Raw genomic sequence first — 23,397 nt, 5'->3', positions numbered from 1 at the left:
CATCGCCAACGGCAGCGTGCGGCAATGGCCGGCTACCGTCGTGCCTGCTACCGGGCCGTACCGGCCACGCCCTCCGTCCGCTCGCGCATCGACATCACGTATCGGTGCTGCAGCAGCTTCTGTACGCGGGCCTGCTTGCGCAGCGCATCCGGCAGCGCGTCGGGGCCGGCCACATCGCAGCGCACCTTGCCGACCATCATCAGCACGTCCTGCCGGCGCTTCACGTGCAGCGGGCAACGCATCAGCGTCGGGCCATCCACGACAAACAATTCGTTTTCCTTATGGTCAAGTTCGGCAATAAATCCACCCTGGCTGTCGATCGGCGACATCGCGCCGTTGAGAATCACGCTGTCCGACAGCGGCATGCCGCGCGCCGAGAATGCCTGGCCGACATAGGTGTACGTCACCTTCGCATCGACGTCGCGCAGCGCAAGCTGCCCCGGTACCATGAACAGCGTGCGCTTGCCGAGCCCCTCGGTCACGCTCGTCGCGCCTGCGGACGCCCGCGCACCCGCGTCGCTCACTTCGGTCGTCACGGGCGTGAACGCGGACACCGGCAGCAACGCGCGCTGCCCGAACCCGACCTTGATTTTCGTGCTCGACGCGCTGCTCACCTCGGCCGCCATGCCGCTCGCATCGGCACGCTTGCCGACCCTGACGGCGAAGCCCGCGAGCGGGTCCGACTGCGACGCGGACGCGCCCAGGAACACGCCCTGCCGGGCGACCGCGAACGACGACGCATAGCTCGCCGTCACCGACGGCTGGTTGCCGCCGCTGTCGCGGCTGTAGCTGTTCGCGACGGCACCGGCGACATCACCGTAGCGCCCCTTCCAGCGGCCCTGCACGGTGCCCGTCAGGCTGTCCGCGCCATAGCCCGACAGGCCGAGCGCGAGTTCCCGATAGGTATCGCCCTGCCAGTTCCAGTTGCGGTCGAGCGTGTAGTTCGTCGTCGTGCTGTTGCGATCCGTGCGCACATCGACGCCCGCCGACGTATAGGCAGACGCGCGCCCCGCCTGCATCGCGGGTTCGGCCATCGACAGCGTCACGCCGACGTAGCCGCCGTACTCGCTGCCGGCGCCCGTGTTCTGGTTCGCATACGCGCCGACGCGCAAGTTCGCGCTGACCTTGCGCCATGTCACGGACCGCGACAACGCAACCTGGAGCGCGCGCGACACCTGGTCGCCCTGACGGACGACGGGTGGTGCCCACGGACGGTCCGACGTATCGACCGACTGGTATAGCGACCGCCCGACGCTCTTGTTGTACGTGTAGCCGAGCATCGCCGACCAGTTTCCGAGCGGAAACGACACGCTCGCGTTCAGCATGTCGTAGCAGCCGACGTCGCGATAGGACACCGCCGGGCCGCTGCACGCCGCGCCGCGCATCTGGTAGCGATACACGCTCCACGACACGCCGTCCGCAAATGAAATCTGCTGCGTGTTGCCGCGCGAACCGTCGTTCCCGATGAAGAACGAACCGCCGGCGGAAAGTACACCCAGCGGGAACGCGTGGCGCCACTCGAGCGCCGTCTCGCTGTATACATGCCGGCCAACGGTCGCGACGCCGCTCGTCAGCGCCATCTCGCGCAACAGCGGAATCCGCACGCCGGCCGCCGCGGCCACACCGTCCGGCGCGCCCTGGTCGGCCGCGCGGCCGGCCTGCGCGAACCATTGTCGCGTGCGTGAATTGATGCCACCGCCGGTCTTCGTGAACGGCGTCGTCTGCGTGCGCACTTGCATGCCGTTCTCGAAAACGCGCAACGTCAGCGGATACGTGCCTTCGGGAAAGCGCGACGTATCGAGCGCATTGACGCCGGCCTTCATGTAGAACGTGCCCAGCAGCTCGTTCCCGCGGTACGCGTCGATGCGCGAATCGCGCGGCAACAGCAGCGTGACCGGCGTGCCTTGTTCCGCGACTTCGGGGTTCACATAAGCCAGCGTCGTGCCGACGCGCACGCCGTCGAGCGTGCCGACCGGCAGCATCGTGAACCCGAAGTTGCCCCCGAGCGCGCTCGCGAGGTTGCGGTTGTCCATTCGACCGGCCTGCGCGTAATGCTGCGCGCCGATATCGTGGCGGTAGTACAGATCCTGCAACTGGACGTGGCTGTCCGATGCGCTCGAATAGCTCGTATGGGTAAAGTTCCAGTTCCCGCCGATGAAACTCTTCGGCGTGATGCCGAGCGCGCCCGTGCCGGACACGGACAAGCTTTCGTATCCGCGCCCGCCTGACAGGTTGATCGTCTGCTGATGGATCAGCGCGTTTTCCGTCATCGACGACGGCTCGCGAAAGCGCTGATCGCGCTGTTCGGTGCTCACCCAGTCGCGCGACAGGAAAAGCTCGATGTTGCCGTCGCTTTCGTCGTAGATCACGGCCGCGCTGTCCGTGTCGACATACCCGCAGCCGTTCACGCCGGCCTGTCCGGCACACGCGAGGGTGCCGTTGCGCGCCATCGACTTCGACAGCGCATCGCCGATCAGCGATACATTCGCCGTCGGATCGATTTGCGAGCCGAGCATCTGGACCAGGCGCTCGGGATCCTCGAAGCGTACGGTTTCCGGTGTCACGAATACCCGGATCAGGCCGAGCGGCTTGCCGAGGAAATTGACGTTGATGCGCTCTTCGTGTCCCGTCACGATGTCCTCGAATCCCGGCGGCACGGCCGAGGCGGCGTGTGCGGGGGACGCGAGGTCCATCACACACAAAGCGCTCAGGCACGCGACAACGGTCTTCTTGAGATCGAATGGAATCATGCGGGAATATGGAAGAATTGCGAAGGACTGCAAAAAAATACCGGGCGCGCCGGTCAGGCGCGCCCGTCGATACGGCGGAGGACTTAGCTGCCCGACGCCGCGCTCTGCGTAAGAATCACGCTGACGAGCCCCTGATAGTTGCCGGAAGCCGTGACGGGTTCGACCTTCGTCTGTTCGATCGACAGCGGCAGCACGTTCGAGCCTTGCGCCAGTTCGCCCGGGAACAGCTCAGCCACCTTCAGCGTCGTCGCCGTGGTGGTCACCTCGGTGGCGCCCAGCTTGACCGCCAGCGGAATCTCCGCTGCGCCCGGATTCGTCTGGTTCTTCAGCGCCGGCGTGCTCGCGAGGCGAATCTGCAGATCCTTCGCCTTGTCGTTGGTGAAGATCTTCGTGTTCACCTGCGCGGCCTGAAGGCCCGCGCCCGGCAGATACTGCATCTGCATGGTGGTCGGCAGTGCCGAGCCGTCCGCCGACAGCATTTCGAGCGTCGTGTCGACGTTGGCGGTGACGGTGATGTCCTTCTGAACGGCGTGCGCCGACATCGACATCAGGGCGGCGGCAGCGATCGGAATGAATTTCAGCATGGGTTAGTCCTTCTGGTTGGTTGAAACAATGGTGTGACCCGCCTGGGTCTCGTTATTTGCGCTCGGCGCGTTCATCGCGTCGACGGAATGCGCGCGCACAACCTTCTGCTGTACGTCTGCCATTCCCCCTACTCGATATCGGATTCGCACATAAGGTGCGGCACGCAGCCCCTTCAGCGTGAATTGCTGGTCCGGGTAGACGCTGCGATCAAATTTTTTCCACTCGCACGATGCTTCGTCCTGCTCGGACTGGCACGCGCCGGCTTCGAGCAAGCCGATCCGGACGTTGCCGGTATTGACCAGTGCGCCGTTCGACACGTTGAAATCAGGCACGACCGTCTTCGGCAGCACACGGATGAGCGGCGCCCAGACGAGGCTGAAGTTGACCTTGCCGGAGACATCACCCGGTGCGCCTGATTCGTCGTCTGACGGCGCCGCCGCAGGCTGCAGATAGACGCGATACAGCGCCTCCTTCTGCGGCACGCCGAGCGGGATCACCCGCACGAGCCGCGTGCCACCGGCCGGCAACGCGAACTTGGCCGGCGAGATCACGATCGCGTCGTCGCCGGAGTTCATGCCGGCCTCCTCGCGCTCGTGATCCGTCGCCGGATCGATCACGCGCTTCGCGATCGCCTTCACGTATTGCGTCGCATCGGATTTCGAATAGATGCGCAGCTCGGCAGCCGACTCCTTGCCAGTGCCGATCGACGCCGCCATCGGATAGACCAGCATGTTCGCGCTGGCGATCGACGAGGCAAGCGACATCGCGATTGCGCCCAGCGACATCCGGTGCGGGCGGTATTTCCTGTCAAAAATAATTTGCATAACTTATCGATATAGAATCCATTTCGCGCATTCGCGAGCAGTCAAACCTCGCTCGAGTCAGATTCCAGGCGACTTGTCATGAAGCCCTTCGTCGATGCGGGCTGCAAGCGGCAGCCCGATCATTCAGGCAACTGCGGAATCTCCAGCGCTTTGCCTATCCGGCGCCGTGTCAGGCACACCGGCTATCGCAACGCATTGCTTGATTAGGATTTTGACTAAACAGACGGGCACGGAATATAGGATTTGTCCTAAATTTGATGCTTCTGCACCAATCAGTAGGACTAATGCGACTATAAAGGCCCCAATACCCGCGATCCGCATAGTGAAACGGAACGCGACGGGCGACAGGAAAACACGCTCGCGAGACGTTTCCGAACGGAGCGGCTCACAAAGCACCGACCGGGGCTACCGGGCAATCGAGACGGGAAGACGCGCGGGCAGGATGCCGGCGCGCGATGCGACGTTGAAAACGCGGGCGAGCACGCATCCGACGGGATGAAACAACTGGCTCGGCGCCAATCGTCGTTGACGTGCCGCAAATGAAGACGGCGAGCGCTAACCCGCCGCCGTTACCTCACGCATTCCGCGAATACACCCTGCGATGGCGCACCGCCTCCGCCAGCACGTCGAGCACCGGCTCCGTCTGCGTCCAGCTCAGGCACGCATCCGTGATCGACACCCCGTACTTCAGCGCCACGCCCGGCTTCAGGTCCTGGCGCCCGGCTTCGAGATGGCTCTCGACCATCACGCCGACGATCCGGTGCTCGCCCTGCCCCAACTGCCGCGCGAGATCCTGCGCGACGTCGATCTGGCGGTCGTGCGACTTGTTCGAGTTCGCATGCGAGCAGTCGACCATCACCTGCTCGCGCAAGCCGGCCTTGCGCAGCACCGCGCAGCTCGCCTCGACATGTTCGGCGTCGTAGTTCGGGCCGTTCTTGCCGCCGCGCAGGATCACGTGCGCGTCGTCGTTGCCGCGCGTCTCGAAGATCGCGGCCATCCCCATCTTCGTCATCCCCATGAACGCATGGCTCGCGGCCGCGGCGACGATCGCGTCGGACGCGACCTGCACGCCGCCGTCGGTGCCGTTCTTGAAACCGATCGGGCAGCTCAGGCCCGATGCGAGCTGGCGATGGCTCTGGCTCTCGGTCGTGCGCGCGCCGATCGCGCCCCACGCGATCAGGTCGGCGATGTACTGCGGGCTCAGCAGGTCGAGGAATTCGGTCGACGCCGGCAGGCCGAGCGCATTGATGTCGAGCAGCAGTTGCCGCGCGGCGCGCAGCCCTTCGTTGATGCGGAAGCTGCCGTCGAGGCGCGGATCGTTGATGTAGCCCTTCCAGCCGACCGTCGTGCGCGGCTTCTCGAAGTAGACGCGCATCGTGATCAGCAGGTCGTCCTTCAACGCATCGGCGGCCACCTTCAGGCGGCGCGCGTATTCCAGTGCCTGGTCGTGATCGTGGATCGAGCACGGGCCGACGACGAGCAGCAGCCGGTCGTCGCGGCCGTGCAGGATGTCGCCGATCGCGCGGCGCGTATCCTCGACGAGCGTCTGCGTAGCGGCCGGCACCGGCAGTTCGTCCAGCAGCAGCGCCGGCGAAATCAGCGGGCGCACGGCGCCGATGCGGACGTCGTCGATGCGGGTGGTGTCCTGCGTCGCGTCGGCGCTGCCTACCTCGCGATCGTGGGAAGGATTGTCGAGGTTCTGCATGGTGATTCTCCGGGGGACGTCTGGAATGATGGGCAGACTCGATTATGGCACCCGGGCGGGGCGGCGGCGGGTTGCGGCGGGGGAACGGGCGCGGCCGCATGACGGCAGCGCGACGGAGATCAACAGGCGAAAAGAAAAAAGGCGACCCGCGAGGGGTCGCCCGGCCACGCGCCGCATCACGCGCGGCGTTGCGGCTAATGTAGCGTCTCGGGCGCCAGCGAATTGCTCGGCAGCAGCGACGTCAGCCAGCAGTTGCTCGGTGCGGCTTTCCCGTTGAAGCGGTCGTAGAGCCACGGCAGCATGCCGGCCACCCACGGCACGATCGCGCCCGCATGCTCGAGCGGATACTCGGTGTACGTGACCGGCGTGCCGCTCGCGCAGAACTTCTGCGCCAGCGCGCGCACGTCGTACGCCATCATCACGCCGTCGCCCACCTGGCTGCTGAACGTGCCATCGAGCGCGCCCGCCGTGCCCTGGCCGATGAACATCGGGATCGTCGGCGATGCGGCCAGCCCCGCATTCACCTTGTTCGCATACGTCACGTACACGGGAATGCTGTTGATGTCGTTCGCGTATTGCGGCTTGAACAGCGTGCCCCAGTGCAGCCCCGTGTACTTCGGCAGGATGTAGGCGAGCGACTGGCTCTGGATGTCCTCGAACACGGCGACGCCGGTATCGCTGAGATAGGGCGTCAGGTCGAAGCCGTAGCCGCGCGACAGCCCGGCCAGCGCGGCCGCGGCCACGCCGCCCCACACGATGCTGCCGTCGACATAGCGCAGGTTGTGTGCGGGATCGACCAGCACGCCGCCTTCCGCCGCGCCGACGAGCTGCCTGTTGATCTCGGGCGCATAGCTCGGCGCGAGCTGCGCGGCCCAGTTCGTCGCGATCGCGCCGCCGGAATAGCCGATCATCGCGACCTTGCTCGACGGATTCAGGCCGGTCGACGGCGTATTGAGCGCCGCGCGGATCGAATCGAGCGTCGTCATCCCGTATTCGGGGCCGGCCGCGAAGTCGGCCGTCTGGCCTTCCGTATCGGGCACGATGACGTTGTAGCCCAGCAGCAACAGCGTCGACAGCGGAATCGATTCCGCGCTGTAGAGCAATGTGCCGACGTTGATGACCTTGGTCACGTCGCGGTCGCCGGCGATGACCTGCGACGGCTCGTCGTACGGGTTCAGCGAATCATAGGCCGACTGGTACGAGATGGCCTGGCCGTTGCTGACCTGGCTCCGGATCACGGACGTCACGTTGACGACCGGCTGGTTCAGCGCGTTTTGGGTGCGATACAGCAACTGCTGCGCGGTCAGCGCGGTGGGGATGCCGGCCACGTGATAGGTGACGTTGCGCGTCTTCAGCACCGTGCCCGGTGGAATCGATGCCAGCGGCGTGGTGCCGGTGTACGTGTAGAACGGGTCGGATACGGTCGGCGCGGCGGCGGTGGCCAGCGGTGCGGCGATGGCCAGCGTGGCGGACACGGCCATCATGAAACGTCGGGAGGACATGGGTGGAGCCCCTGGGATAACCTGCTTTCATCGAAGGAAGTTGGGCGGTGCTGCAGACCATCGTGCGTGCCGCTTCAAAACCGTTTCCAAGCCATCGACTGTCTCCTGTGAATGAATGATCCAGGTTGTTCTGAATTTGTAATTTTAGTAGGAGTACCAACCGGATTCATTGAAGCACAACGCGCCCGCGCTCGATGGACGTTTTCCATTGTTTGAAGGTAAACGTCTAAACCCGTCGGCGCGCGATGCGGGTCGCTCCGGTCGTTCGGCCGACTGTCCGCGTTTTGCCGAAGTGCCGTACGATCACGGCTGTCCGGTACCGAAGGCCGCGTCGTGCAATGCCGGCCGCGCGGCGCACCGCCTGCCTGTGACCAATCGTTCCCAGCCCAACCGATACGCCACGATGACCGTCTCCGAACTGCTCCGCGCCATCCGCCAACCGTATGCCGACCGGCTCGCGAAAGCCGCTGCGCAACCGGCCGTATTCGTCGAGCCGGCCTACCGGCGGGCCGACGGCACGCTCGCCACCGAAGGGCCGCTCGCGTTGCCGTGCCGGTCCGACATCATCGCAACCGAAGGCGAATCGGCGGGCCAGCCGGCAATGGTCGATTCGACCACGCAACTGGATTTCGAGCCGTTCGCGTTCACCCTCGAAACGGCGGCCGTGTCGATCCGCCCGTTCGTGTGGGACTGGGCCACGGTCGAGGCCGACGGTCTCGACGAAAGCGCGGCGGTCGACGCGTTCAAGACGTGGTTCTTCGCGTGGTTCGATGTCGACGACGAGAACACGCCGGGCGACGACGGGCTGCATGCCATCGTTCACTATCTGTCGGAACCCGTTCGCACGGAACACGGGTGGCGCGTCAATGCGGATCTCGGCTCCGCGCCGGGAGCGGCCGTCGAGGATCTGCTGTTCCAGCTCGTCGATGCGGGCGCCACGCGGATCAGCATCGGTTGACGTGCCGCTTCATTTCTCACACACCGCCATGAAAAAAATCGTCACCGCCGTGCTGCTCTGCCTGTCGCTGCCGGCATTCGCCAAGGTGTCCACCGACGTGTTCTGCTTCCGGTCGGAGGGCGACAAGCCCGTGCGCTTCGAAATGCGTACCTACTATGACGATGCGGTCAAATGGTCGGGCGGCATGGTCCGGTATGCGCAATCGAAAACCGCGCTGCCGCTGGTGATCGAGCACGAGGAAGATGCCGTGCTCGACGAAAGCCGTCCGCATCAGTACACGACGACCTGGGTCGAAATGGTCGACGGCAGGATCAACGGGCGTTACGAAATGATGTCCCAGGGCGCAATCATCTATTCGATGACCTACACCCAAGCGCGCACCGGCAAGAAGACTGCGTTCGGCCGCGCGCTGGATGTCGACGCATCGGAACAGACCGGGTGCCGCTGGTGATGCGCCCACTGATCCGGATTGTGCTGGTGCTGATCGCGCTGCGTGCGGGGGCAGCCGACGCCGCGCCGCGCATCGTCTATCGCGGCATGCTGCAAGGCGCCGGTGAAGTCGTCATGGAACTCGACCGCCGTCCAGCGAGCGACGGCACGATCTCGGGCCGCTATTTCTATACGCAGTACGGCGTCGACATTCCGCTGCACGGCAAGCCCGCGCAGCTCGTCGAGCCGCTCGATCGAAGCGCTTTGCCGGACGATGTACGCGACATGACGCGAGACAGCGGCGAGGCCGACTTCGACCATCCCGCGGCAACCTGGCGCGGCACACAGGACAAGGACGGCTATCGCGGCCAGTGGAGCGACGCGCGCACCGGCAAGACGCGCAGCTTCACGCTGCGACGCATCGCTGAATACGATCCCGACGCGGTTGCGCGCGGCTCCGTCGAAGCCATCACCGACCGCATCGCCGGCGGCGTCGGCAGCGATATCGCAAGCGGCGTGTCCATCGACATGCGACAGGCGCCTTATGCAACGCTGAAGCTCGCCGGGCACGCGCAGCCGGCCGGCCCCGAGATCGGAAGCGGCACCGTCGCGTACCGGATGTGGCGCGACCCGCGCACGAAGCTCATGTATCCGCGGCTGAGCCGCCATCCCGATCCGGTGGTCATGGCACGGGTCAACCGCCTGCTCGAGCAGCAGCATTGGCGGATGAGTCTCGCCGCGCTCGGATGCGCGTCGACCCGCTACACCGACGACGGGCCGGCCGCCGGTTCGCTCGGTGACTACGACGATGAACAGGTGACGGTCACGTGGCTGTCACCCGCGGCGCTCGGCATCGTCGAATCGGGCAGTACGTACTGTGGTGGCGCCCATCCGAACAATCACTACGATCCGGTCACGTTCGACCTGCTGCGTGGTACGTACCTCGACTGGAATCGCGTGATCGACGCGACTACGGCGGGCAAGGACGGCGATCCGGGAACGAGCCCCGCGCTGGTGAGCTTCATTACACGGTTGCGTGACAAGGCAACACACGCTCTGCAAGTGACGGACGGCGAAGGCACTTCGTTGTCGTGCGCCGACGTGTTCCCCGAGTATCTGGCGTTCGAACTCGATGCGCCCGGCAAGCTGTCGTTCGTCGTATCCGGAATCGGTCACGCGGCGGGCGCCTGTCTCGGGCCGCAACTCGATGTGCCGTTTGCAGCGCTCACGCCGATCCTGAAACCGGGCGGCTCGCGCTATCTCGTCCCGGGCGTCAAGCTGAAGTAACGCGGCGGTGCGGGCGGTATCGGCATCGCGCACCAGCCCGGCCGCGTGGCGACGGGGCCGGGCGATGCACATGCGCCGCCGCCATTTACGTCAGGACGCGTCGCCTGGCGCGTCGACGTCGATTCCCAGCTCGCCGGCCATCCGCAGAACCAGCGCATTCAGCCGCGCGACCTCATCCGCGAGGCGCTTCTGTTCGGCCTTCAGCGCTTCGAATTCGGAAGGCGGCACGGAATCGGCACCGCCGGCATCCGCGCTTGCGAAGTCGGCCACGTTCACTTCTCCGCACATCAGGTGCATCCAGCGATTCTCGCGTGCGCCCGGCGCGCGCGGCAGCCGGATGACGAGCGGCTGCGCGCGCGCCGCGAGTTCGTCGAGGAACGCCTCGACCGACGAGATATCCGCGAAACCGTGCAGGCGCGCGCTGTTCAGGCGGAGTTCGGCGGCCGTCTGCGGGCCGCGCAACAGCAGGATCGTCAGCAGCGCGATCGCCTGGCTCGGAATGCCGAGCACGCGGTTCACGTTGTGCTCGAAACGCGGCACGCGGCTGCTGCTGCCTTCCATCACGATGCTCAGGTGCTTCAGCCCGTCGAGCGCGGTCGTGACTTCATCCTCGCTGACGTTCATCACCGGCGAGCGCGCGGTTTTCTGGTTGCAGCCCGCGGTCAGCGCATTCAGCGACAGCGGATAGGTGTCCGGCACTGTGTGCTGTTTCTCGACGAGCACACCGAGAATGCGGGCCTCGAGGGGCGTGAGTTCGCGAAGAGCGCGTGGCGTGGGCGTATCCGGCGTGGTGTTCATAAGTGGCGTCGCAGCGTGCAGCAGGTGAAGGGAAACGGTCGCGGCCCGTCCGGCATCGCGCACGGGCGAGCCATATGATAGCTCGCGTCGCGTGGCCGGGCGGCGCACGGCGTGCCGACGCGCGCACTTGCCGCAGCCGGCTTTCGTCCAACGTATCGGCCGGCCGGTGCCGCGCGGCGGATTCCACCTCCTTACTCCCGGCGGCGTTTGCGCGACGCGCAGCCCGGCGCTACGATATGCGTCACCCAGGCGTCCGCAGCGGCGCGCCACCGCCTTCGCCCGCCGCACCACGCATCGCCCGTCCCGCACGCCATGCCGCCGCGCATGCGCACCGCGCGTCGACGCCGCTATCCGTTCACCTCTTCGAACCGCTCACCGCCATGACCGCATCCTCTTCCGCCCCGCACGTGCGCGCCATCGTCACCGGACACACCCGCGGCCTCGGCGCGTCGCTCGCCGAACAACTGCTGCTGGAAGGCGTCGCCGTACTCGGCGTGTCACGCAGCCGCCATCCGTCGCTCGCGTCGCAAGCCGGCGACCGTTTCGCCGAAATCGAACTCGACCTGTCGGACACGTCGGCCGTCGCGGCCTGGCTGGCCGGCGATACGCTGCGCCGCTTCGTCGACGGCGCGTCGATCGTGCTGCTGTTCAACAACGCGGGCATCGTCGATCCGATCGGCCCGCTCGCCGCGCAGGATCCGGCGATCGTCGCGCGAGCGGTCGGCGTGAACGTCGCGGCACCGCTGATGCTGTCGGCCGCGCTCGCGCAGGCGGCATCGGCCACGACCGAATGCCGGATCCTGCACGTGTCGAGCGGCGCGGCACGCAACGCGTACGCCGGCTGGAGCGTCTACTGTGCGACCAAGGCTGCACTCGATCACCACGCACGTGCGGTCGCGCTCGACGCGAACCGCGCCGTGCGGATCTGCAGCGTCGCGCCGGGCGTCGTCGATACAGGCATGCAGGTGACGATCCGCTCGACCAGCGAAGACAACTTCCCGATGCGCGAGAAATTCGAGCAGCTGAAGTCGAGCGGTGCGCTCGCGACGCCCGAGGCGGCCGCGCGACAGTTGATCGGCTATGCGCTGAGCGACGCGTTCGGCTCGGTGCCGACCGCCGACGTACGGGAACTGCCGAGCCGCTGAGCCACGCGGCCCGTCAACGCCCTTCGAGCCGCTTCGTCCAGTCCTCCACCTGTCGCTCCGCTCGACGCTTGTCGAGCATCTTGCGCCAGCCGGGCGGCAGGTTCTGCACGTCGCACAACGCGTCGAGTGCGGCCATGTCGAGCGTGCGCCGGTACAGCACGTCGAGCACGGCCGCCAGCGGCCACTGCGGATAGTCGCGCCGATGCAGCGCCAGCACGTCGCCCGGCGCCACCCAGCCTTCCTGCAGCACACGGTAGTACCAGCCCGTTCGGCCGCTTTGCTGCACGAGCGCGGCCATCCGCGGATGATCGAAACGCGCATTGAGCTTCCAGCACGGCTGCCGCGACTGCGACACCTGAAGCACGGCGCCGCCCAGCGTGAACACGTCGCCGAGACACACGTCGTGCTCGGTCACGCCGTGCGTCGACAGGTTCTCGCCGAACGCACCCGGTTGCGCGAGCACGTCGCGCGTGCCGATCTGCGCGGACCACCACGCATAGTGATCGTGCGCATAGTGGTGAACCGCCTTGTCGGGGCCGCCGTGATGCCGCGCATCGGCCTGCTCGTCGCCGGCGAAGCCGAGGGTGCCCAGCCACAGGCGGGAGTCGACCGCCTGCTTGTCGATCGCGCTGGCGTGCGGCGTGCCGGCCAGCGGCCGGCTCGACCCGACCCGCACCGCGCCGATGGCGGCCGAGATCGCCGGCCGTGCCGCATCGCTCATGGCGTCACACCATCCGGCAGTGCCGCGAGCAGGCGTTCGAGCTCGCGCGTGCGCGCGTCGCCGAGCGGCATCAGCGGCTTCCTCGGTTCGCCCGCATCGAAGCCGCGCAGGCGCAACCCGGCCTTCACGGTCACCGGCAACCCGCCGTTGACGATGAACTGCAGCAGCGGCAACTGCGCATGAAAGACCGTCCTGGCGCGCGCCAGGTCGCCCGCGCGCATCGCGTCGAACAGCGCCAGCGGCAACGCCGCATTCAGGTTCGGCGCTGCCGTGCACCATCCGGCTGCGCCCGCTGCAAGCGCGGCGAGCGCCATCGGATTGCTGCCGTTGTAGAACGGGATCGCGCCGTCGCTCAGTTGAGCAAGCCGGTGCATCCGCCCGATGTCGCCGGTGCTCTCCTTCACCATCGTCACGTTGTCGACGGTTCGGCAGATCGTCGCGATCAGGTCGGGCGACATGTCGACGCCGCTCGTCGCGGGGTTGTTGTACAGCATGATCGGGATGCCGATGGCAGCGCCGATCGCGCGATAGTGCGCGACGATCTCGTCGTTGGCGAGTTTCCAGTACGACACCGGCAGCACCATCACCGCATCGGCGCCGGCCTGTTCGGCGAAGCGCGCGCGGCGCACCGCGCCCGCCGTGGTGAGATCGGAAATGCCGACGACGGTCGGCACGCGCCGGCGCACCGCGCGAATCGACGCGGCGGCAACCGCCTCCCATTCGGCGTCGGACAGGTACGCGCTTTCGCCGGTACTGCCCAGCGGCGCGATCGCGTGGACGCTGTCGGCAATCAGGCGGTCGATCAGCGCATCGAGCGCTTTCAGGTCGACTTCACCGTCAGTGGTGAACGGGGTAACCGGGTAGGCAATGATGCCTTTCAGCAAGATGGACACGATAGGTATTCCTCAGTGATGGTCGGACTAGGCGAAAACGAAGAGCACATTCACGCGACGCAGTCCTGATGCGTGCGCAATGCCCGGCGTGCGTAGTAGTCGAACGTCACCGCATCGCGCTTCGGCTTCGAAATCCAGTCGTGTGCTTCGCGCGCCAGCGCCGGCGGCACCGGCTTGATCTCGCCGGCCGACATCGCGAGCAGTTGCAGCTTCGCGGCGCGCTCGATCAGCAGCGCGAGGATGCAGGCTTCCTCGATCGTCTTGCCGACCACGAGTTGCCCATGGTGCGACAGCAGGATCGCGCGCTTGCTGCCGAGCGCCTTCGAGATGATCTCGCCTTCCTCGTTGCCGACCGGCACGCCGGGCCAGTCTTTCAGGAACGCGCAATCGTCGTACAGCGGGCAGGTATCCATGTGCGACACGACGAGCGGCTGCTCGAGCATCGACAGCGCCGCGACGTGCGCCGGATGCGTATGGATGATGCAGTTCACGTCCGGGCGCTCGCGGTAGATCCACGTATGGAACCGGTTGGCCGGATTCGGGATGCCCTCGCCGTCGACGACGTCGAGATCCTCGTTGACGCGCAGCAGGTTCGCGGCCGAGATCTCGTCGAAGCCGAGCCCGAGCCGCTGCGTGTAGTACGTGCCGACTTCGTCCGCGCGGCAGGTGATCTGCCCGGCCAGGCCCGAATCGTGACCGGCGTCGAACAGGATCCGGCACGTGAGCGCGAGCTTCTGCCGCGCGGACCAGCCGCTGTCGCCCACCGCGTGGTCCAGACGCCGCTCCGCCAGCGCGACCAGCGCCTCCTTCGTCAAATTCAGCGTTTCCGCCATGTTCGCCTCCTGAATGGATCGGGTCTGCCGCGCCGTCCGCGGCCGTTTCCCCGGCATCGCGTGACACACGATACACCACAGGACACTTTGTGTCATGCGTTACAATCGGTTTTTCGAAGGACACCTGGCGCCCCATGACGATTCGCCTGAAGCTGCTCAGAAAACAGAAGGGCTGGACGCTCGACGTGCTGGCCGACGAGACGGGCCTCACCAAGAGCTACCTGTCGAAAGTCGAGCGCGGCCTGAGCGTGCCGTCGATCGCGGTCGCGCTGAAGCTGTCGAAGGCACTGAATGTCGATGTCGAGCAATTGTTCTCGGAAAGCCACAACCGCGAGCTGATCACGGTCACGCGTGCCGGCGAGCGCACGGCGATGGGCGCGGCGGCCGACAGCCACGCGCACCGCTTCGAGAGCATCGCGGCCGGCGTCGCGCCGAAGAAGATGCTGCCGTTCATCGTGCATCCGCCGCACGAATTCGTCGCATCGACGCTTCGCGAGCACGAAGGCGAGGAATTCCTGTTCGTGCACAAGGGGCGCGTCGAAATCGAATTTCCGAACGAAACGGTGCAACTCAAGGCCGGCGATTCAGTCTATTTCAACGCACTCATCCCGCACCGCACGCGCAGCCTCGGCACCGCGCTGGCGGAGATCCTGGTCGTCGTCAGTCACGACGACTAGCATCGTCACCTCTTCGCGCAAGGATCCCCGATGGTCACGAAGGCCACCGCACCGTTCCAGCAGATCAAGACGCTCGTTCGCCAGAACGTCGAATCAGGCGACTGGCGCCCCGGGGACCGCATTCCATCCGAGCTCGATCTCGCCGCGCAGTTCGGCGTTGCGCGCATGACGGTCAACCGCGCGCTGCGCGAGCTGACCGAGGAAGGCGTGCTGAAGCGCATCGCGGGCGTCGGCACCTTCGTCGCCGAAGTGAAGCCGCAGTCGAACCTGCTGATGATCGCGCACATCCGCGACGAAATCCGCGCGCGCGGGCACGAATATCGCTGCCGCGTGCTGAGCCGATCGAGCGAACCGGCGTCGTTCGACGTCGCGGCCGCGTTCGGCCTGCCGGTCAACACGCCGGTGTTTCATGTGGTGTGCGTGCACGAGGAAAACGGCCGCCCGATCCAGCTCGAGGATCGTTACGTGAACCCGGCCGCCGCCCCCGGCTTCATCGACCAGGATTTCCAGGTCGAACCGCCCTCCGAGTACCTGTACAACAACGTGTCGCACTACGAACTGGAAATCGAGCACGTGGTCGATGCGTCGCTGCCGACCGGCGAACAGGCGCAGCTGCTCGACATGCGCGCCGACGAGCCGTGCCTCACGCTCACGCGCCGCACCTGGACGAACGGGCTGCCCGTCACGTTCGTGCATTTCCTGCATCCGGGCAACCGCTACCGGCTCGGCTCGCGCTTCAAGCCGGGCGCCGGACGCCACCCGACCTGATCCCTTTCCCACGCACAAAAAACGCGCGGCGGCCGTTTCGTCAGGAAACGGCCGCCGCGTCCGTGATGCGCGCCCGCCCGTGTCAGATCGCGCCGGCCTGCCCCGCGCCACGCGACCACACGACCGGAAACAGCGGGTGATCGAGCGGCGCGCCGTCGGGCAGCTGCTCCGCAAGCCCGGGGAAATCGGGCGACGTCTTCCAGCGGCGCGGCGCGTGACGGATATCGTCGCCGACGAAGCGGATCGAGAACGCGCGGCGGCGGTTCTGCGTACCACCCGACGCATGCAGCGTGAGCATCCGGAAGCACACCATGTCGCCAGGCTCGAGCGCCCAGTGGCGGATCGGAAACGCCGCGCGATCGCCCTCGATGTCGGGCAGGTCGGCCAGGCTGCCTTCCGGGAACCACTTCGCTTCCTTGTCCATGAACGTGCGCGGCATCAGCCACGGCCCGAGATGCGAGCCTGCGACGAATTCCAGCGTCGATTCGAGCGGCACCGGATCGACCGGAATCCACATGCTGACGTTGTCGTCGCCCTCGATGTTGTAGTACGGCTGGTCCTGGTGCCATGGCGTGCGCTGCCGCGTGCCGGGCTCCTTCACGAGCAGGTGGTCGTGATGCAGCCGCACGTTGTCGGTGCCCATCAGCGCGGCCGCGACGGACGGCGCCGGTGAGCGCACGATGAAGTCGCGATACGCGTCGTTGTGCTGCCAGTTGCAGAAATCCTCGAAGAACCAGCCCGGATCGTCAGGCCGGCTCGCGACTTTCGCGCGCTCGCTCGGCTGTGCGAGATTCGTGTCGATACCGGCGCGCAGCGCGGCGACTTCGTCGGGCGAGAAGATGCCCTTGATGCAAACCGCCCCTTCCTCGCGAAACGCGGCGATCAGTTCGGGCGTCACGGCTTGCGCGACGCGATCCTGGATACTCGTCATGGTGTGCCTGTCGATTGAATGAATCACGGAATCACGGTGCCGAAGTCAGTTGCTGCTTCGCGCCGTAGATGTCGAAGTCGAAGTATTTCGCGGCGATCTTCTGGTACGTGCCGTTCGCGCGGATCGCGACGATCGCGTCGTTCAGCCGCTTCTTCATCGCTTCGTCGCCCTTGCGCACGCCCATCGCGACGCCGTAGCCGGTGATCCGCACGTCGGTCACGTCGGGGCCCGCGAACGCGTAGCCCTTGCCGCGCGGCGTCTTCAGGAACGAGTAGCCGGCCTGCGTCTTGTCCTGGAAGGTCGCGTCGAGGCGGCCGTTGACGAGATCCTGGTACACCTGGTCCTGATTCTGGTACGAGACGATCGTCACGCCCTTGGTCGCCCATTCGGCCTTCGCGTACGTCTCCTGCGTCGTGCCCTGGTCGATCCCGATGCGCTTGCCCGCGAGCGATGCGGCGGTCGGCAGCAGCTTCGAGCCGACCGGCGCGACGAGCGCGCCCGGCGACGCATACAGCTTGTTCGAGAAGTCGATCTGCTTGAGCCGCTCGTCGGTGGCGGTCATCGCGGACATGATCACGTCGAACTTGCGCGCGCGCAGCGCCGGAATCATCCCGTCGAAGCCCTGCTCGACCCACACGCACTTCGCATGCAGTTGCTCGCAGATCGCATTGCGCAGGTCGATGTCGAAGCCGGCAAGCGAGCCGTCGGGCTGCTTCGCCTCGAACGGCGGATACGTGGGGTCGATGCCCCAGCGGATCGTCGACGCGTCCTGCGCGAACGACACGAGCGGCGCGAACGCCAGCGCGGTAACGAGGAGCTTTGCAGTGCGGTTCATGGCATGTCCTTGAGAGTCTCGACGCGGCGGGCGAACGCCGGCGTCCGGTGGGGAGCGTTGCGCGAAAGACAGGGACTTCGATGAAACTGCGTTGCAGTCTAGACCGCTCAATTTTTGAGCGCAAGCGGGAGAAACAGGGGTGGGGTGGGTGAAGGGTGAGCGGAGACTTGGATTGGGAAAGAAGCACGGAGTGGTGCTTGCAGAATGACTGTCTGGCGGGGGTTTTCTGGCCTTTTTGAGGTGTTTACCCTGCGCGACGCACGCCCGCCACAGGACGTGTTTTTCCGGATATCAGTGGGGTCACGATGTCTATACCAGTCGTCGAAACGAGGCTTCGCCCGACGCTTCCTGATCCGGCACATGAGACACGCCCTATACCGCATTGAAAGTAGCGAATGCACTCCGCTAGTCACAGTGACCGCCCTCGCGGCCCCCTGGCGCGCCCCCGCTACCGGCAGATCACGCCAGACCCGCGACGCCACTCCGCGTCCGGCGAAACCGCGATTGCCCGCGGCGTCCGGCCATGTTAAAAGTCGTCGCACGCATTTGGAAATGAAATGTTCGAATCCACAGAAGTGCAGAAATGAATAGACCCCTGTTCGACCTCGACCTGCTGCGCGCGCTCGTGATGGTCGCCGACTGCGGCAGCTTCACGACGGCCTCCGCGCGCCTGCATTCGACGCAGTCGACGGTCAGCCAGAAGGTGCGCCGGCTCGAGGAAATCGCCGGGCACCGCCTGCTCGACCGCGGCACGCGCGACGTGCGGCCGACCGACGCGGGCGTGACGGTGCTCAGCTATGCGCGGCGCATGATCGCGCTGAACGACGAAATGCTGGAAGCGCTGTCGGGCACCACGGTCGCGCTGACGATCCGGCTCGGCGTGCCCGACGATTTCGCGGCAGGCCGCACGACGCATGCGCTCGCGGCGTTCAACCGCGAGCATCCGCAGGTGAAGCTCGAAGTGATGTGCGGGCTGAGCCGCGACATCAGCGCGGCGTACGACCGGGGCGAGCTCGACCTCGTGCTGATCAAGCAGCGGCGCGACAGCCGCGAGGCCGTCGTGCGCTGGCCCGAGAAACTGCGCTGGATCGACAGCGCGCAGCATCCGTCGATCGATCTCGACCCGGTGCCGATCGTCGTGTTTCCGCCGCGCGGGCTCTATCGCGACGACATGATCAAGGCAATCGAGGAGCGCGGCCGCCGCTGGCGGATCAGCTTCACGACGTCGAGCCTGAGCGGCATCCAGGCCGCGGTCGCGGACGGGCTCGGCATCAGCGTGCTGCCGGCGCGCGTAGTGACGGACGAGCACGTCGTGCTGACCGCGAAGCAGGGTTTCGCGCCGATCGAGCACATGGACATCGCAATCCTGCATCGGCCGACGGCCGATCCGATGGTCAGCGAACTGACGAAGTCGCTCGCAACGATGCTGGAGCTCGAGGAGTAGCAAGAAAGCCGGATGCGGCAAAGGAAAGGACGCCGCGGCGCCGCACCGGCACGGCTCGCGGGCGCGTCGAAACGCCCGGTGCGCGGCACTCGGCACTCAGCACTCAGCACTCAGCACTCAGCACTCAGCACCCGGTACCCGGTACCCGTCAGAACATCGTGTTCCCGTTCGCGGCCTGCTCGGGCACGGGTTGATTGACGTCCCAGTGCTCGACGATCTTGCCGTTCTCGAGCCGGAAGATGTCCATGATCGCGCTGCCGCGCGTGCCGGGTTCGCGCACCGCGTGCACGTGCAGGATCACGTAGTCGCCGTCGACGAACGAGCGCTTGATCTCGCTGTGCGACTGCGGATATTTGTCGCGCAGGAATGCGACGAACTTGCGGAAACCGTCGCGGCCGTCGGCCGCGTTCGGGTTGTGCTGCACGTAGCGATCGCCGACATACGCGAGTGCGGCGTCCGCGTCCTTCTCGTTCAGGCCTTTTTCGTAGAACGCGAGCACCGTCCGCCGGTTGGCTTCCTGCTGCGCGTCGGTTGGCCCGGCCGCCACCGCATGCGCGGCGCTCACGGCGAACAGGGCCGCCGCCATCCATCGTGCGGCCTGTGCCGCTGTCGTGCGTCGCATCGTCGTCTCCCGGGAAATCCGGCTGAAAACCGGATCATACCGGGGCGACGCCGCGCTCACGCTTCACTCAGACCAGCGCGCCGTTGCGCGCAACGATCTTCCCCGACGACACGACGAGCCGCCGCACCGGCCGCGCGACGACGGCCTCGGCGAACGTCAGCGCGTCGACGAGCACGACGTCCGCGCTGCTGCCCGGCTGCAGCCCGTAACCATCGAAGCCGCAACCGCGCGCCGCGCTGTGCGTCACGCAGTCGAGCGCGACTTCGAGCGCATCGTCGCGGCGGAAATCGTTGCGCATGCCGATCAGCATCGCGCGTTCGAGCATGTCGGGCGAGCCATACGGCGTCCACGTATCGCGCACGCCGTCGTTGCCGCCAATGACCGTCACGCCCGCCGCGCGGCACGCGGCCACCGGCGGCACCGGCACCGCCGCCGGCGCGGTCGTGACGAGTCCGACGCCGAGTTCGGCCATCCGCGCGAGCAGCGCATCGCGCTCGCGTTCGGCGATATCGCCGAGACAGAACCCGTGGCTGATCGTCACCTTGCCCTGCATGCCGTGCGTAGCCGTGCGCTGCAGGATCAGGTCGAGCGAATACGCGCCCATCGATCCGCGCTCGTGCAGGTGAAGGTCGAGCCCGCGGCCATGGCGCGCGGCGATCGCGAACAGCGTGTCCACCGCCTCGACCGGATCGCCTTCGATCGCGCACGGGTCGAGCCCACCGAGCAGATCGGCACCGGCGGCAAGGGCTTCGGACAGCAGCGCATCGGTGCCCGGCCGCTTGAGCACGCCCGATTGCGGAAACGCGACGATCTGGATTTCAACTTCCCCGCGCAGCGTCTCGCGCGTTGCGAGCACGCCGTGCAGATGCCGCAGCCCCGCTTCGGTGTCGATGTCGACGTGCGTGCGGATGCGCGTCGTGCCGGCCGCGAGGAACGCGCGCGCCAGCGCGAGCGATGCGACGCCGGCGTCATGGCCGCTCGTCGCGCGATAGTGGCGCTCGTTCTCGATCCGGTCGACGAGGCGCGGCCCGACCTGGTTGCGATACCACGGCATCCCCCAATGCGTCTTGTCGAGGTGCGTGTGGCCTTCGACGAGGCCAGGCAGCGCGAGCGCGCCTGCGCCGTCCTCGATCGCGCAGTCGGCGGGCGCGTCGAGCGACGGGCCGATGCGCGCGATGCGATCGCCTTCGATCAGGATGTCGAGCGCGGCGTCGGCGCTCGGGCGGACGTTGCGGATCAGCAGGTTCGTCATGTCGGTTCCGGGGTGGTCGGTCAGTACGGTCAGTGCAGTCAATGCGAAGGGGGCACGGCGCGTGCCGTGCCGCCGGTCAGGTCGGTCAGCGCGTGAAGCGCAGCGCGGGGGCGAACGGTGCGCCCGTGTCGCTTTCGCCACGGCGGAACACCCAGCGCTCGGCCGGCACGCCCGCGACGGCCGCCGCCGCATTCGGCGCACGCACCGCGACGAACGTCGCATCGCAGCCGACCGCGATTCCATAGTTATCCTTGCCGATCACGCGCGCGCCGGCGTGCGTCGCCATGTCCAGCGCGATACCGAGCGCCTCGTCGGTGTAGAAGCCCGACCGATAGCCGACCATCATCGCGCGCTGCAGCATGTCGCCGTTGCCGTATGGCCACCATGCGTCGCGGATGTTGTCGTTGCCCGCGAACACGTGCACGCCCGCATCGCGAAGCGCCTGCACCGGCGGAAACGCGCAGTCGCCCGGCGCATTCGTCAGGATCGACACGCCGGCTTCGGCCAGCGCCGCCGCGGTGCGCTGCACGTCGTCATCGCTCACCTGGCCGAGCGCATACGCATGACTCACGTTCACGCGGCCGCCGAGCCCTGCCGCGCGCGTGCGCGCCGCGATCCTCAGCAGCTGCGCGATACCCGTTTCGCCCGGCTCGTGCAGGTGGATGTCGATCTTCGCACCGCGCTTCTCGGCGATGCCGAACACGATGTCGAGCTGCCCGTCCGCATCGCCGTCGAGCGTCGTCGGGTCGATCCCGCCGACCACGTCCGCGCCTTCGCGCACGGCTGCGTCGAGGATCTCGGCGGTACCCGGGCACGTGATGACGCCGGCCTGCGGAAACGCGACGAGTTCGATATCGACGATCCCGCGCCATTGCTCGCGCGCGGCCATCACGGCCTGCAGGTTCGACAGGCCCGTCGTCGCATCGACGTCGACGTGGCTGCGCATCGCGACCGTGCCGAATGCGGCGGCCTGCGCGATCAGCGCATTCGCGCGTTCGACGATCGGCGGCGCGGCCGCGAGCTGGCGCTTCTCGACCGCGAGCCGCTCGCGCAGCGTGCCGACCGGTTCGTGCGGCACCCAGCGATCGCCGACGAAGCTCTTGTCGAGGTGGATGTGGCCATCGACGAAGCCGGGCAGCACAACCCGGCCATCGAGGTCGATCGTTTCCGCGCCGGGCGCGGCGGCGCAATCGGCGCCGATCGCGGTAAAGCGGCCGTCACGAACGACGAGGTTGATGGGCTGGCCGCCGGCGTCGACGGCGTTGATGAAGAAGCGTTCGGTCATGGCTTGGAATGTGGGGCGGTCGCGGCGCGACGCCGGCGCGGACGGGGAAGGAACCGCAGCCGGCACGGCGCGACCGTTGGCAGGGAATCCGGCCACGATATCGGACGCCATCGCCCGAGGCCAATTAAATGTCGCGATGCCGCGCATTCGATTTCGCGATGCGCGGCGCGCACGGCCGCCGGGCCTGGCACGGCGATGGGGCGGGATCGCAGTGAAAGCGACGGTAAAACCGATGGCCGCGCAGCGTCGGCATCACCGGTCAGCGGGTGTCCGAAAGCCGTCTCGCGCCCGCGCCGGCCGCCGCTTCAGCACGCCGCCCGGGCGGCGATTTACGCGGCAACAGACTTTACACGTTGTTACCCGGCCGCACCGGACGCGCCACCGGCCATTCCTTATACTCACGCCGAGTTCGCCACCCGTCCCGGAATTCGTCGGCGAACCCGTTGCCGATGCAGGAAACATCATGATGCGCATGCCTTCCACGAAGACCGTTCTGTTCGCCTCGCTCGTCGCCGTCGCGGCGCTTCCGCTGACCGCCTGCGTCGCGCCGGGTTACTACGGCGCGCAGCCGGGGTATCCGCAGCAGCAGCAATACGCGACGCCCGGCTACGCGCAGCCCGCGTATTCGCAGCCGGGCTACGTGCAGCAGCAACAGCCGTATCCGAACCAGGCGCCGCAGCCGTACGATCAGTACGGCAATCAGCAGCAATACGGGTCGCAGCCGTATGACCAGTACGGCAATCAGCAGCAGCAGTACGGCAACGGCTACGGCACGCAGTACGGCACGGTCTCGAATATCCAGCCGGTCAACGGTTCGGTCGGCCCGTCGGGTGTCGCCGGCACCGTCGTCGGTGCGCTGGTCGGCGGCCTGGTGGGCAACCAGTTCGGCCGCGGCCACGGCCGCGATGCGGCGACCGTGATCGGCGCGCTCGGCGGTGCGGTGGCCGGCAACCAGATCGGCCAGCAGATGGGCGCCGCGCAAGGCCCGAGCAGCTACCGGATCGACGTGCAGGTGAGCGACGGCACGATGCGCTCGTTCGACGTGCAGTCGCCGGGCAACCTGCGGCCGGGCGATCGCGTGCAGATCAACGGCAATCAGCTGGCGCGGTATTGATTTCGATGCGATGCGCCTGAGCAGATCGGGCGCATCTTC

The 23,397-nt window shown here is 66.8% G+C and carries 22 protein-coding genes; 8 read left to right on the top strand and 14 right to left on the bottom strand.

Annotation, left to right across the window (positions count from 1 at the left end; genetic code table 11):
* Positions 1-47 precede the first annotated feature (47 nt).
* From cblC to LGN19_RS18175, 5 genes are all read right to left on the bottom strand, one after another.
* Positions 48-2,750, bottom strand: a complete 2,703-nt coding sequence (gene cblC, locus LGN19_RS18195; protein WP_226216433.1) for a cable pilus usher protein CblC — start codon at positions 2,748-2,750, stop codon at positions 48-50.
* Between the two features lie 83 nt (positions 2,751-2,833).
* Entirely contained in the window at positions 2,834-3,334 is a 501-nt protein-coding gene (gene cblA, locus LGN19_RS18190) for a cable pilus major pilin CblA (RefSeq protein WP_226216431.1), read from the bottom strand.
* A 3-nt stretch (positions 3,335-3,337) separates the two neighbouring features.
* Positions 3,338-4,159 carry a cable pilus chaperone CblB gene (gene cblB, locus LGN19_RS18185; protein ID WP_175222728.1) on the bottom strand — a complete coding sequence of 274 codons (822 nt, stop codon included), beginning with the start codon at positions 4,157-4,159 and terminating at the stop codon, positions 3,338-3,340.
* A gap of 574 nt (positions 4,160-4,733) precedes the next feature.
* On the bottom strand, positions 4,734-5,864 hold the full coding sequence (locus LGN19_RS18180) for a 3-deoxy-7-phosphoheptulonate synthase (protein ID WP_226216429.1): 1,131 nt from the start codon (positions 5,862-5,864) through the stop codon (positions 4,734-4,736).
* A 194-nt stretch (positions 5,865-6,058) separates the two neighbouring features.
* A complete protein-coding gene (locus tag LGN19_RS18175) occupies positions 6,059-7,366 on the bottom strand; it encodes a lipase family protein (protein ID WP_226216426.1) in 1,308 nt (435 codons plus the stop codon).
* Positions 7,367-7,769: 403 nt separating this feature from the next.
* Here LGN19_RS18175 and LGN19_RS18170 point away from each other — a divergent pair, with 403 nt between their 5' ends.
* The 3 genes from LGN19_RS18170 to LGN19_RS18160 are packed head-to-tail and all read left to right on the top strand — an operon-like array spanning position 7,770 to position 10,040.
* On the top strand, positions 7,770-8,324 hold the full coding sequence (locus tag LGN19_RS18170; protein WP_226216424.1) for a hypothetical protein: 555 nt from the start codon (positions 7,770-7,772) through the stop codon (positions 8,322-8,324).
* Entirely contained in the window at positions 8,293-8,775 is a 483-nt protein-coding gene (locus tag LGN19_RS18165) for a hypothetical protein (RefSeq protein WP_226216422.1), read from the top strand. Before LGN19_RS18170 ends, LGN19_RS18165 begins: the two co-directional genes overlap by 32 nt.
* On the top strand, positions 8,775-10,040 hold the full coding sequence (locus LGN19_RS18160; protein WP_226216420.1) for a hypothetical protein: 1,266 nt from the start codon (positions 8,775-8,777) through the stop codon (positions 10,038-10,040). The genes LGN19_RS18165 and LGN19_RS18160 overlap by 1 nt, the downstream gene beginning before the upstream one ends.
* A gap of 90 nt (positions 10,041-10,130) precedes the next feature.
* Here the strand turns inward: LGN19_RS18160 and LGN19_RS18155 are convergent, their stop codons facing one another.
* Complete coding sequence (locus LGN19_RS18155; RefSeq protein ID WP_089451609.1) at positions 10,131-10,838, bottom strand: YceH family protein; 708 nt, start codon at positions 10,836-10,838, stop codon at positions 10,131-10,133.
* A 380-nt stretch (positions 10,839-11,218) separates the two neighbouring features.
* On the opposite strand from LGN19_RS18155, the gene LGN19_RS18150 reads away from it, so the two are divergent.
* Positions 11,219-11,983: an SDR family oxidoreductase gene (locus LGN19_RS18150; protein ID WP_226216418.1), complete on the top strand. Its 765-nt coding sequence runs from the start codon at positions 11,219-11,221 to the stop codon at positions 11,981-11,983.
* 13 nt (positions 11,984-11,996) lie between these two features.
* Here LGN19_RS18150 and LGN19_RS18145 read toward each other — a convergent pair whose 3' ends face one another.
* Genes LGN19_RS18145 through LGN19_RS18135 form a run of 3 tightly spaced genes read right to left on the bottom strand, consistent with a single transcriptional unit; the run spans position 11,997 to position 14,430 of the window.
* Positions 11,997-12,704 carry an MOSC domain-containing protein gene (locus tag LGN19_RS18145; protein ID WP_226216416.1) on the bottom strand — a complete coding sequence of 236 codons (708 nt, stop codon included), beginning with the start codon at positions 12,702-12,704 and terminating at the stop codon, positions 11,997-11,999.
* Positions 12,701-13,597, bottom strand: coding sequence for a dihydrodipicolinate synthase family protein (locus LGN19_RS18140; RefSeq protein ID WP_226216414.1), 897 nt, complete (start codon positions 13,595-13,597; stop codon positions 12,701-12,703). Before LGN19_RS18140 ends, LGN19_RS18145 begins: the two co-directional genes overlap by 4 nt.
* Before the next feature lie 50 nt (positions 13,598-13,647).
* Positions 13,648-14,430, bottom strand: a complete 783-nt coding sequence (locus LGN19_RS18135; RefSeq protein WP_226216412.1) for an aldolase — start codon at positions 14,428-14,430, stop codon at positions 13,648-13,650.
* Between the two features lie 134 nt (positions 14,431-14,564).
* Here LGN19_RS18135 and LGN19_RS18130 point away from each other — a divergent pair, with 134 nt between their 5' ends.
* Both LGN19_RS18130 and hutC read left to right on the top strand, forming a co-directional pair.
* A complete protein-coding gene (locus tag LGN19_RS18130) occupies positions 14,565-15,107 on the top strand; it encodes a helix-turn-helix domain-containing protein (RefSeq protein ID WP_226216410.1) in 543 nt (180 codons plus the stop codon).
* Between the two features lie 30 nt (positions 15,108-15,137).
* The gene (gene hutC / locus LGN19_RS18125; protein ID WP_122948313.1) at positions 15,138-15,875 is read left to right on the top strand and encodes a histidine utilization repressor; all 738 of its coding nucleotides are present in this window, start codon (positions 15,138-15,140) and stop codon (positions 15,873-15,875) included.
* 82 nt (positions 15,876-15,957) lie between these two features.
* Here hutC and LGN19_RS18120 read toward each other — a convergent pair whose 3' ends face one another.
* Both LGN19_RS18120 and LGN19_RS18115 read right to left on the bottom strand, forming a co-directional pair.
* Positions 15,958-16,806 carry a phytanoyl-CoA dioxygenase family protein gene (locus LGN19_RS18120; protein ID WP_011353689.1) on the bottom strand — a complete coding sequence of 283 codons (849 nt, stop codon included), beginning with the start codon at positions 16,804-16,806 and terminating at the stop codon, positions 15,958-15,960.
* A gap of 31 nt (positions 16,807-16,837) precedes the next feature.
* Positions 16,838-17,641 carry an ABC transporter substrate-binding protein gene (locus LGN19_RS18115; RefSeq protein ID WP_174957907.1) on the bottom strand — a complete coding sequence of 268 codons (804 nt, stop codon included), beginning with the start codon at positions 17,639-17,641 and terminating at the stop codon, positions 16,838-16,840.
* A gap of 583 nt (positions 17,642-18,224) precedes the next feature.
* On the opposite strand from LGN19_RS18115, the gene LGN19_RS18110 reads away from it, so the two are divergent.
* A complete protein-coding gene (locus LGN19_RS18110; protein WP_122948315.1) occupies positions 18,225-19,085 on the top strand; it encodes a LysR family transcriptional regulator in 861 nt (286 codons plus the stop codon).
* Positions 19,086-19,233: 148 nt separating this feature from the next.
* Here the strand turns inward: LGN19_RS18110 and LGN19_RS18105 are convergent, their stop codons facing one another.
* From LGN19_RS18105 to LGN19_RS18095, 3 genes are all read right to left on the bottom strand, one after another.
* Positions 19,234-19,707 carry a nuclear transport factor 2 family protein gene (locus tag LGN19_RS18105; RefSeq protein ID WP_226216408.1) on the bottom strand — a complete coding sequence of 158 codons (474 nt, stop codon included), beginning with the start codon at positions 19,705-19,707 and terminating at the stop codon, positions 19,234-19,236.
* Between the two features lie 67 nt (positions 19,708-19,774).
* Positions 19,775-20,959 carry an amidohydrolase family protein gene (locus tag LGN19_RS18100; protein ID WP_226216406.1) on the bottom strand — a complete coding sequence of 395 codons (1,185 nt, stop codon included), beginning with the start codon at positions 20,957-20,959 and terminating at the stop codon, positions 19,775-19,777.
* An 85-nt stretch (positions 20,960-21,044) separates the two neighbouring features.
* The gene (locus LGN19_RS18095; protein WP_175222721.1) at positions 21,045-22,244 is read right to left on the bottom strand and encodes an amidohydrolase family protein; all 1,200 of its coding nucleotides are present in this window, start codon (positions 22,242-22,244) and stop codon (positions 21,045-21,047) included.
* Between the two features lie 463 nt (positions 22,245-22,707).
* On the opposite strand from LGN19_RS18095, the gene LGN19_RS18090 reads away from it, so the two are divergent.
* On the top strand, positions 22,708-23,358 hold the full coding sequence (locus LGN19_RS18090) for a glycine zipper 2TM domain-containing protein (RefSeq protein ID WP_122948319.1): 651 nt from the start codon (positions 22,708-22,710) through the stop codon (positions 23,356-23,358).
* The last annotated feature ends 39 nt before the right edge of the window (positions 23,359-23,397 follow it).

Source organism: Burkholderia sp. AU30198 (assembly GCF_020419825.1).
Lineage (GTDB): Bacteria > Pseudomonadota > Gammaproteobacteria > Burkholderiales > Burkholderiaceae > Burkholderia.
Note: the sequence above shows the minus strand (reverse complement) of the source record. Positions and strands in the feature narration are given on the sequence as shown.

Bases quoted from the DNA above. Each gene is read 5' to 3' on its own strand.
- cblC (WP_226216433.1), bottom strand. From the start codon at position 2,750: ATGATTCCATTCGATCTCAAGAAGACCGTTGTCGCGTGCCTGAGCGCT.
- cblA (WP_226216431.1), bottom strand. From the start codon at position 3,334: ATGCTGAAATTCATTCCGATCGCTGCCGCCGCCCTGATGTCGATGTCG.
- cblB (WP_175222728.1), bottom strand. From the start codon at position 4,159: ATGCAAATTATTTTTGACAGGAAATACCGCCCGCACCGGATGTCGCTG.
- LGN19_RS18180 (WP_226216429.1), bottom strand. From the start codon at position 5,864: ATGCAGAACCTCGACAATCCTTCCCACGATCGCGAGGTAGGCAGCGCC.
- LGN19_RS18175 (WP_226216426.1), bottom strand. From the start codon at position 7,366: ATGTCCTCCCGACGTTTCATGATGGCCGTGTCCGCCACGCTGGCCATC.
- LGN19_RS18170 (WP_226216424.1), top strand. From the start codon at position 7,770: ATGACCGTCTCCGAACTGCTCCGCGCCATCCGCCAACCGTATGCCGAC.
- LGN19_RS18165 (WP_226216422.1), top strand. From the start codon at position 8,293: ATGCGGGCGCCACGCGGATCAGCATCGGTTGACGTGCCGCTTCATTTC.
- LGN19_RS18160 (WP_226216420.1), top strand. From the start codon at position 8,775: ATGCGCCCACTGATCCGGATTGTGCTGGTGCTGATCGCGCTGCGTGCG.
- LGN19_RS18155 (WP_089451609.1), bottom strand. From the start codon at position 10,838: ATGAACACCACGCCGGATACGCCCACGCCACGCGCTCTTCGCGAACTC.
- LGN19_RS18150 (WP_226216418.1), top strand. From the start codon at position 11,219: ATGACCGCATCCTCTTCCGCCCCGCACGTGCGCGCCATCGTCACCGGA.
- LGN19_RS18145 (WP_226216416.1), bottom strand. From the start codon at position 12,704: ATGAGCGATGCGGCACGGCCGGCGATCTCGGCCGCCATCGGCGCGGTG.
- LGN19_RS18135 (WP_226216412.1), bottom strand. From the start codon at position 14,430: ATGGCGGAAACGCTGAATTTGACGAAGGAGGCGCTGGTCGCGCTGGCG.
- LGN19_RS18130 (WP_226216410.1), top strand. From the start codon at position 14,565: ATGACGATTCGCCTGAAGCTGCTCAGAAAACAGAAGGGCTGGACGCTC.
- hutC (WP_122948313.1), top strand. From the start codon at position 15,138: ATGGTCACGAAGGCCACCGCACCGTTCCAGCAGATCAAGACGCTCGTT.
- LGN19_RS18120 (WP_011353689.1), bottom strand. From the start codon at position 16,806: ATGACGAGTATCCAGGATCGCGTCGCGCAAGCCGTGACGCCCGAACTG.
- LGN19_RS18115 (WP_174957907.1), bottom strand. From the start codon at position 17,641: ATGAACCGCACTGCAAAGCTCCTCGTTACCGCGCTGGCGTTCGCGCCG.
- LGN19_RS18110 (WP_122948315.1), top strand. From the start codon at position 18,225: ATGAATAGACCCCTGTTCGACCTCGACCTGCTGCGCGCGCTCGTGATG.
- LGN19_RS18105 (WP_226216408.1), bottom strand. From the start codon at position 19,707: ATGCGACGCACGACAGCGGCACAGGCCGCACGATGGATGGCGGCGGCC.
- LGN19_RS18100 (WP_226216406.1), bottom strand. From the start codon at position 20,959: ATGACGAACCTGCTGATCCGCAACGTCCGCCCGAGCGCCGACGCCGCG.
- LGN19_RS18095 (WP_175222721.1), bottom strand. From the start codon at position 22,244: ATGACCGAACGCTTCTTCATCAACGCCGTCGACGCCGGCGGCCAGCCC.
- LGN19_RS18090 (WP_122948319.1), top strand. From the start codon at position 22,708: ATGATGCGCATGCCTTCCACGAAGACCGTTCTGTTCGCCTCGCTCGTC.